Origin of the sequence: Bradyrhizobium sp., from assembly GCF_035570375.1 — a bacterium.
Taxonomy (GTDB): Bacteria; Pseudomonadota; Alphaproteobacteria; order Rhizobiales; family Xanthobacteraceae; genus Bradyrhizobium.
This window is the reverse complement of sequence record NZ_DATMLW010000203.1, coordinates 1-8845: the sequence shown is the minus strand read 5'-3', so window position 1 is coordinate 8845 and position 8845 is coordinate 1. Positions and strand designations below refer to the sequence as shown.

Genomic DNA, 8845 nt, shown 5'->3' with positions numbered 1-8845 from the left:
TGTACGGCGCAATCCAGCGCCATTTGGGGTTCGATCGGCCCCATAGGGAGAACTATCACATGGCTAAAAAAGGCCTTGACGATAGCGGCATCATGGGCAGCGGCGAGGCTTGGTGAACGCGGATTGCTCGATTGCCGCCGCAAGACCTTGCGGGTCGTCGGTGCCGATGCGGCGGACCTCGCCGGATTTCAGGTGAAGCTCGACGGCATCGAGACCCGATACGTTGTAAAGCCGAAAACCCGGCGCCATTCTGATGCCAAATCCGTTCCACCAGTGGTTACGCACGATGCCGACGGAGCGGATGTCTTCGAGCGGAATCCGATAGGTCCACAATCCCGGACCGAAATGCCAGCGCAGTTCGCCGTCGCCGATCTCCACCGTAAGCGAGTAGAAGATGATAGCGACGGCGATGAGGATGGTCAGCGCGACGATCATCGGCGTCAGTTCGGTTTGCGAGGCGATCGCGGCGCTGATCACGCCGATCACCAGACAAACAGCCAGAATCACGATTCCCGGCTGTGTGTGACGATACGGCATCACGCCAACTCCGGTTGCCCCCGCTGTTTGCCTTCCTTCGCTGCATTTGCCGATGCAGCGAAGTGAAGGAGGTCTTGCGAGGTGTTGTCAGATTTCGTTCAAACCTCAGTTCGCCAAGGGATCGGGGCGCAGCTGCACCTTGAAGACCTTGGCGAGAACGCCCTTGCCACCTTCACTGTGGAAGTTGGTACGGGTGCCCGAAGTCGTCCAGAGGCCGCGGCCCTTCCAGCCGCCGTTTGGGTCATCGATCCGGCCGTCGACGTTCTTGGAGAAGAAGCCGAGCGGGTAGGGGATTCGAATGTCCACGAACTTGCCGTTTACCAGTGCAAGCAACGATTCGCCGCCATTGGTAGAGGCTATCGGCACGTCCTTGCCCAGGCCAAGCGTGTTGTAGACGTCGACCCAGATGTAATAGGCGTGGTTGGCGCTGCCCTTTGGATCGACCCCTTTGAACTGAGGTCCGGGCATCCGGTAGAGCGTCCAGCCTTCGGCGCATTGCTTGCCGGTCGCTGCGTCCGGTCCCGAGAGCGGCGCCTTGCACTTGGATCGATCGAAGCTCGCCATGTGCCCGCTCGAGAGCACGGTCCAGGCGACGCCGTTGGAATCGACATCGACGCCACGTGATCCAAACGCGCCTTCCGGAGCCTGGAAGATCTCGGCCAGCGCCGTCCTGGGAGGATCGTTGCCCGGAATCAGGCGGACCAGCAGGCTCGGTTGATCTCTGCGCGAGAAGCCCGTGCCCATCGCCTGGCCCCAGATCACATCGCCCTTCGGGCTCGGCATGATTCCGTAGAACGCCGCCTTCACCCATTTGTCCTTGGCCGGGTCGGTCGGTTGATCCGCGGCGACGAAATCCTCGCGCTTGCCGCTGCCGTTCACGTCGGTAACGACCGGCGTCCAGCCTTGCGACTTCATCTCGTCGCCGGTTGCGTCGAACTGCTTCGTATTCAGCCAGCCGACCACTCCGCTGTAGGGCTGTCCCTGGCTGAGCCAGAGCGTGTTGTTGGCATCGCGGTCGAACACCAGATGATGCGTGTTGAAACACGTATCGATCAGCGTCCACTTCTCGGTCTTCGGGTCATAGACCGAAAGGTGGCGCGCCGATTCTGCAAGCGGCGCGACCTGCGCCGATTCGAGATCGGATCCGGCCTTGCAACTCGCGGGATTGGGAGCGCGGCGAATTCTCGCCGTGAACCAGACGCGGCCCTTCTCGTCCATCATCGGGTTGTGGATGCTGGTGTGGCCGTCCCAGATCGGCTCATCGCCCCAGAACACCGACGTGCCCATCGGGTCGTCCTTGGCGCTCGGCGTGTCGGGATCGCGATAGGGATGCTTGATGAGCGTCGCAGTGTGCTTGATGGGATCCAGCACCGGAACGGAATCCGAGCTCTCTTCCGGCGCACCGTAGATCAAGCCGTTGGCGTTCACCGTCGGGTTGCGCTTGTCGGTCGAAATCTCGTCATGCAGATAGAGCTTCGGCGTGCCCCAGTCCCAGGACGTGATGACGATATTGCGCTCGACGCCTTGCGGACGCTGCGGCTTGTCGGAGGGTGTTTCGCCCTTTGCGATGCGGTCGGTCCAGTCCGCGAACATCTTGTAGGCGCGCGTCGGCCCGAGATGGTTGAGGCCGAGCGCCATATTGTTCATCGCCTGGCCGGATTGCATGCGGCGCTCCCACATGTCTTCCGAATTCTTGAACTCGCCGAGCTCGGACACGTGTGGAGAACGAATATTCTTGCTGCCGAGCGCGTGGCATGACTGGCAGGAATTCTTGATCGTGTCGATCCAGTCGGCCTGCGTCTTCATACTGGCCGACATTTTGGTCGGACTTTTATCCGAACCCGGAAACTCGCTTGCGGGTGGAATGTCGAGCATCGAATACCAGTACATGCCCGGGTAATACTCCGCCGCCGCTGCGGCGTTCGGCGCGGGCTTTGCCATCAGGTCGATGGTCTTGCCCGGGACGATGTCCTGCTTGTCGGAATCGACGAGTCCGTAACCTCGGGACCAGATCTTGTATTTGGCTGCCGGCAATTGCGGGATAACGAACTGGCCGGAATCACTGGTGACGACCATTTTGGCGAATTTGGTCGGAAGACCGGTAGTCTCTGCGATGACCCAGACGCCTGCCTCCGGCCCGTTCGGTCCGGTGACCTGGCCGCCGATCGCGTCGGGCCCGACGGAAGCGGCAGTCTTCTGCTGCGCGTCAGCCGCGCCAGCGCAAGCCATCACAAACGAGGTAATCGCGATCGCGCCGAGACCGGCGCGCCAAAAGCGTTGAAAATTCATGCTTCGCTCCCAATCAGCGTGGAACTTCAATCGTTCCAGCTGTTTCGCAACAATGTCAGATGACGCATTGTTTCCAATAACATCCGACGAATGCGGATGGCTGTCAACGTGCTCCGCTAATGCCCTGGAGGGGCGTTGTTTCGAGGGAGCGGGTATCGTCTCGAGGTTCGATTCGGCCGGCTTGCGTCGTCCGCAACTCTTTGCGATCAAGGATGTCCTCGGAATTGAAGGATGGGAAATGGGGAACAGCCGCTTCTTCGATCGCCCGCCGGGCTTGACGGTGGCCGAGATCATTTCGCTGACGGGAACTGAAACCTCCGATCCCAAGCGGCTTTCGCACCTGATCAGGGACGTGGCGCCGGCCGAATTGGCCGGGCCGCACGACCTCACTTTCATCGAGAGCAACAAATATCTTCCCGCCCTCGCAACCACACACGCCGGCGCCTGCCTGATGCCGCGGCGTTTCGAGAGCAAGGCTCCGCCCGGCCTCATCGTTTTGCGCACCAACGAGCCCTATCGGGCATTCGTCGCCGTGCACCGGAAACTTTATCCGCAATCTCTGCGGCCGACCTCCCTGTTCGAGACCTCCGGCATTTTCGAAGGCGCAACAATTCATCCGACCGCTCGCCTGGAAAGCGACGTCACGGTCGATCCCGGTGCCGTGATCGGCCCGCGTGCCGAAATCGGCGCTGGCAGCATGATCGGCGCGACCGCCGTGATCGGGCCTGATGTCCTGATTGGTCGCGATTGTGCCATCGGCGCCGGCTGCACCATCATGCACTCGCTGATCGGCGATCGTGTCGTGATACATCCCGGCTGCCGCATCGGGCAGGACGGGTTTGGTTATACGACGGATGCGGCCCAACAAAAGATTCCGCAGACCGGCCGCGTCATCATTCAGAATGATGTCGAGATCGGCGCCGGCACCACGATCGATCGCGGCGGTATCCGCGATACCGTGATCGGAGAGTCAAGCAAGATCGACAATTCGTGTCAGATCGGCCACAACGTCGTGATCGGACGGCATTGCATCGTGGTGGCGCAGTCGGGACTGAGCGGCAGCGTGACGCTTGAGGATTACGCCGTTCTCGGCGGCTCGGTTGGTCTGGCGCCGCATGTCACGATCGGGCGCGGAGCGAAGGTGGCGGCGCGTTCGGGCATCATGCACGACGTTCCGCCGGGCGAAACCTGGGGCGGCTATCCGGCGAAGCCAAGCAAGCAGTGGATGCGGGAAGTCGCCACGCTCGGCCGTCTCGCCGCGCCCGGCGGCGATCGTTCGGCAAGTCGTTCAAAACCTTCCGACGAGAGCTGACGAAGTTTCTTGAAATTATCGGTTGGACGGCAATTCGATGGCTGCGCAATTTTTGGCGCGCGACAGCATGCAGTCTTCCTCGCGCGAAATATCGACAAGCTTGTTGAGGAAGAGATAACCCAGCATAAGCGCGGCCGCGAGTGCTGCGAAGAAAATCGCAAGCCCCTGATTCGAAGCCGGTCGCGGCTCCTCATCGAGGCCACGATCCGCCCGTTCTCCCGAGGCTGGTCCATCACCGGGATGCTGTTTCGACACCGCTGCGCGCTTCGTTTGCGTTCAAGGCCGACATATAGCAGACGATGCGATCTTTGCCGGCAAATCGCCTGCAAAAGTTTGCGGCCTTCGCCAGGGGTAGAAACAGGTGCAAGTTAGCCTTTGTTTTCGCGGGTTTCTTGAATCGGAGTTTTAAATTGTGCTTGTGGTGTGCTGGTCAGACCGTCCGTAATGGTCTTGTCCTCGAGTGCGTGGCCGTATGTTTCAAAGACGTGGCGAGCCGTTTTCCAACCGCCGCGCTTGGCAACTGTCACTGGATCATAGCCCCGCTGCAGCATGGCCGTTGCAAAGCCGTGGCGGCAGCAGTGAGGCGATAAAACCTCAACCCCCGCACGTTTGCATGCATTCCGCCAAACTCGCACCAGCAAGCCCCTGTGGCGATATTTGAACGGCTTCCGATCGCGAGGAAGATTCGCAAGCGCTATGAACAACGGCGGAGGTAGATGCGCGGTGCGTTCTGCTCCGATTTTGGTTTGCCTGATGAGCACCGTCCGTTTCTGAAGGTTGATGTCAGGCCAATCAACTGCGAGGGCTTCCGATATCCGGGCCCCTGTCAGGAACATGAACATTGCCAGCGCACTGATCTGCGGCTTGTTGGCCGCGGCGAAGGCGAGTACCCAAGCCCAGGTGACCGGCGTCTTTTCCTTCGTCTCAACTTTGAACCGTTTCACCCGGATCAGCGGGCAAAGTTCCAGCTCGGCGCAATGATTGATAATCGCTTGCGTCGGCACGATCACCTGACGGTTGCGGGTAGCCGGGCCTGCGTTGGGATAGAGTTCGATTGCTGATTGCTTGATCCCGCCAGCCGTGATGTCCTTGACAAGCGTCTCCTTCCAATAGTCCTCGATGCGATCGAGAAATCGCGTCGGCTTGCCGGCCTTGCGATAGGCGGCAGAGGCATCGGAAAATCTCAGGACCGCCTGGGGTCCATCAAGACTACGTTTCCACTCTCGCGCTTCGATGCGGTGGGCGATTTGCTCGGCGACTTCCTTGAGCGCAGTTCCCGTAGTTTCTCGTATGACACGTCCGGCAACCGTGCCCCTGACGTGATAGATTTCGCCCCTTTTGTAGACCGTGAGGGACATTCGAATGACTCCGTGATGCGGTTGACGTGATCGCCAGTGAGGACAATTCGGCCCTTGGCAACGGTAATGCATGCGCCGATCTCTCGCGCTTTCGCGCGGACCCGTCGCTCTGACGTGCCTAGGCGTTTAGCAAGCTCAATTGGCCGGTAAATGTCGGGCAGGGACATCGGGTAAGGTTCCTGTCGAGCGGCGGCCTTTCCAGGGCCACTGCGCGTTATCGTGGTTTCGCATTTTGCGAAAGCCGCCGCCCGACAAGAGGGGAATTGGATTTCGCGCAACCCGCCTGGAAATCGGGGGTAGGTCTGCTTCAGTCAAACGGGACGCATGAGGAATCTGCGTTTCAGTCCGTGCATTTTATCCGATTTTCCCGAACCGCAAGAAATGCCCGAGCCGTTCCCCACGTTTTGCCCTCGGAAAACCGAATCCGCAACGTCGTTAGGGGGACCTCAAAGTGGCGCCGATGTGGCATCAAGTGCAAAGGCGACACAGATCACAATGTAGCGAAATAGGTGTATATGAACGGCATCACGATGTAGCGAACTGATCCGGGATAAATCGCCATCGCGTCTACATTTTTGGGTATGCACACGCGAGAACGGCATCACGATCTAGCGAAGTGATCCGGGATCAAACAAAGCCCGCCAACGCGGCGGGCTCATCGTGCTCTGGGGTATATCGGCGTCAGATCCGGTTGCGCCGCGCGGCCTCGACACGATCCCGAACATCCAGGAGCATTTCGGTCAGGGCGATGAACGCCTCCGTGTCTTTCCAGAGAAGGTCCGACAGCGCCTCTATGCTCTCGGGCGTGGCCCGCGCGAAGCTAGCTTTCAGCTGCGCCGAGGAAAGATTTGCAATCTTGAAAGCGACGGCGAGCATCCCGCGGCGCTTGTCATAAGCCTCCATAACCTCATCCAAAGCGCGACCGACATTGAAGGCGATATTCGTCGATGTAAAATTGATGATGTTGTCGGCCGGCGCTGCGGATTCTGCGGTCGCGGCGGACGTGCTAGGAACGCCTTCAGTGTCAGGCATGGCGCATCTCTGTATCGGCGACCCGGAAAAACGGCCCCGGCAGCCAAGGAAGCACCGGTGCCTTCAGTACCGTCGCGTCCCCACGGGCAGGAGCGACCGCGGGAGGCCCAGCTTGGCTGGGCAATGTTGTCGTGATTGCGCCGTTTCCGGGAGGGCAAAGGAAGTAGTCTGAATGCGCGCGAGCCTCCTGGCCCGAGGCTGCTTCTAAATAGGGCGTAAACCTCGGCTGCGTATAACGGTGCGCGTTGACTTGCCCCGTTTGCGAGGAGTGGGAGGGGAGGGAATATGGAGCAAACGCTTTTGCTCTTCCTTTGCTGTTGCGTCGGCTTCATGTCGGGCTATGGCATTCGTGCGATGATCTCTCTGCGCCATAGGCGCGAGGCGCGCAAGATGAGCGAGGCACGCGAGCGTTTGATGCGGGTTAGGGCCTCCAGTAGTCAAACCGACTTGATGCACGGTCACTGGTTCTGGATTGAGTAACGCGTCAGCAAATCACAGAGGCCCATGGTCTACATCAAACATACCAATCCTTCCGATCCCGCGGCAGCAACCTCCCTCGCGCATAGCCCATCGAGACCAAGGCGCGCAGTTTTGCCAGCTCGGTTTCTCCCGGAGTCGGTACTGGAGTTCAAGGAAGCTAACCCACGTTAAAGGATCGGCACGTCCCTCGCGAACTGTTACCTTTCGGACAGACAGCTTGGGGCCTCAGCGTACCTATAGCTTGCCGACTACAGCTGCTGTCCGAAGGGGCAGGGCAATTTCAAGCAGTTGGCAGGGGCCGCTCTAATTTCAGCGCGGGGCGGCCCCACTCCTGCACGGCTGCGTGCTCGCATACCGGAGGGGACCATGAATGCTGAAGAATTTAGGAAAGCTATTCATATCCGCATCGGCGAGCAGATCGAGACTATAGCCAAACAGATTTGCGAGGGTCGCCACCCGATATATGCCCAATGGCTGCTAGAGGTACTCTCGAGGCTCGAAGACAAAGAGAACATCAGTAGCCGACCGAGCGCCTGCCAAAATCGGGATGCGGCCTAACGTCAGCGCCCTTGCGGCAACAGAAAGCATTTTTCTCGCACATGCCCTTGAGGCCTACAGCGCCAGCTAGAGCCAGCAACATGGCGACGCACAAACCCCAGCGGCTTTCCTCCCGGCCTGATCGGCGGAATCATCGGGCATGCAGAGTCCCCAGAAAATCACGTTTGGCGAGATGCGCGAATCCGGCGTTCGCGGTGTTCTGATCTATTGCTCAGATTACACATGCAGCGATTCGATCACCGCCAACGCCGATCCTTGGCCGGATCACATAAGGCTGTCCGATCTTGAGCCGCGTTTCGTCTGTACAGTTTGCGGCAGGCGCGGAGCGGACATCAGACCAGATTTTCACTGGGACAAGCCGGGCGCCATTGGTGCGCCTATGCTGGTCTTTCGTCCCAGATGACCTGTCCGCATTCGCATCGAAAAAACCGAACGGTTAAATTCCGGCGAACATCCAAGATCGTTTCCGTGAAATGGAAGTAGGCTTTGCATTTCGGACAAATAGGGGACGCGGCAGCGACCAACGGCTCGCGTGGTCCCCCTTCAACGCCGTTCTCCATTACACCTCCTTTCCTTGCAACGATTGAATCCGCCCGCCGACGCGCCCAGCGTCAAGAGGATGTCCCAGCGGCGAGTTGGGCCTTGATAGAGCTAGGTTGTCGGGTGACAGTGATCGCGAAGGGACTTTCCAGTAGTTCTAGAGCCAACCTTGGCGACGCAAACCGATCTACAGCAGCGTTGGAAGGTTGTCGTTGATGTTCATCACATCTCGCAATTTCTCGCAGCTTCGTGAGCTGATTTCATTGCCGACGCGGCAACGAAATAATCCCGAAGCCATTTTGGTTGCTTGTCGAAAACACCCTGAAACGATTCGTGGTGAAAGTAAGTGGTGTTGCACGGCATGCGGCCAGCGCGCGCGGTTGCACTTAATCAACCGAGACATCGGCCCTCAACAACTGTATCCTCCGCACGACGCCGCGGTACGTGGCTGTCGGTTCTGTCGAATGCAATGGGCCGGGGCGGCGCACCGACCGGAAAGCAGAACGGGAATTATCGGCACGGTAAGCGCACGAAAGAGGCGATCCAGGCAGTGAGGTACGTCAACTTGCTGTCGCGCTTGGCGCGCAAATGCTGAAATGGCCAAGCGTCCGATCATCGGCGTTCCGGTGACGCGGTCGGGCTTGTGAACATCGTGCATTACTCCTGGTTCTGACTTGATCCGTCGCACCTTTGCGTCAAGCTGACTCCAGTCGTGGGCAGGAGGACAACGTGAGGTTTG

Annotated in this window: 8 protein-coding genes; 3 read left to right on the top strand and 5 right to left on the bottom strand. The window is 59.3% G+C overall.

Translation table 11 applies throughout. The features are described 5' to 3' along the window. Positions 1-90: 90 nt before the first annotated feature. Together VNX23_RS22335 and VNX23_RS22330 are read right to left on the bottom strand one after the other, a co-directional pair. The gene (locus tag VNX23_RS22335; RefSeq protein ID WP_325633656.1) at positions 91-537 is read right to left on the bottom strand and encodes a hypothetical protein; all 447 of its coding nucleotides are present in this window, start codon (positions 535-537) and stop codon (positions 91-93) included. Between the two features lie 105 nt (positions 538-642). Then, positions 643-2826, bottom strand: coding sequence for a carboxypeptidase regulatory-like domain-containing protein (locus VNX23_RS22330; RefSeq protein WP_325633654.1), 2184 nt, complete (start codon positions 2824-2826; stop codon positions 643-645). Positions 2827-3064: 238 nt separating this feature from the next. Here VNX23_RS22330 and lpxD point away from each other — a divergent pair, with 238 nt between their 5' ends. Further along, positions 3065-4138 (top strand): UDP-3-O-(3-hydroxymyristoyl)glucosamine N-acyltransferase, encoded by a 1074-nt coding sequence (gene lpxD / locus VNX23_RS22325; RefSeq protein ID WP_325633652.1) that lies wholly within the window; start codon positions 3065-3067, stop codon positions 4136-4138. A gap of 15 nt (positions 4139-4153) precedes the next feature. On the opposite strand, the gene VNX23_RS22320 is transcribed toward lpxD, so the two are convergent. The 3 genes from VNX23_RS22320 to VNX23_RS22310 form a co-directional block, all read right to left on the bottom strand. Next, positions 4154-4393: a hypothetical protein gene (locus tag VNX23_RS22320; RefSeq protein WP_325633650.1), complete on the bottom strand. Its 240-nt coding sequence runs from the start codon at positions 4391-4393 to the stop codon at positions 4154-4156. Positions 4394-4506: 113 nt separating this feature from the next. Beyond that, the gene (locus tag VNX23_RS22315) at positions 4507-5496 is read right to left on the bottom strand and encodes a site-specific integrase (protein ID WP_325633648.1); all 990 of its coding nucleotides are present in this window, start codon (positions 5494-5496) and stop codon (positions 4507-4509) included. 681 nt (positions 5497-6177) lie between these two features. Beyond that, positions 6178-6528: a hypothetical protein gene (locus VNX23_RS22310; RefSeq protein WP_325633646.1), complete on the bottom strand. Its 351-nt coding sequence runs from the start codon at positions 6526-6528 to the stop codon at positions 6178-6180. A 285-nt stretch (positions 6529-6813) separates the two neighbouring features. Between VNX23_RS22310 and VNX23_RS22305 the strand changes: the two genes are divergently transcribed. Next, entirely contained in the window at positions 6814-7008 is a 195-nt protein-coding gene (locus VNX23_RS22305; RefSeq protein WP_325633644.1) for a hypothetical protein, read from the top strand. Positions 7009-7705: 697 nt separating this feature from the next. After that, positions 7706-7969 carry a hypothetical protein gene (locus VNX23_RS22300; protein ID WP_325633642.1) on the top strand — a complete coding sequence of 88 codons (264 nt, stop codon included), beginning with the start codon at positions 7706-7708 and terminating at the stop codon, positions 7967-7969. Positions 7970-8845: the final 876 nt, after the last annotated feature.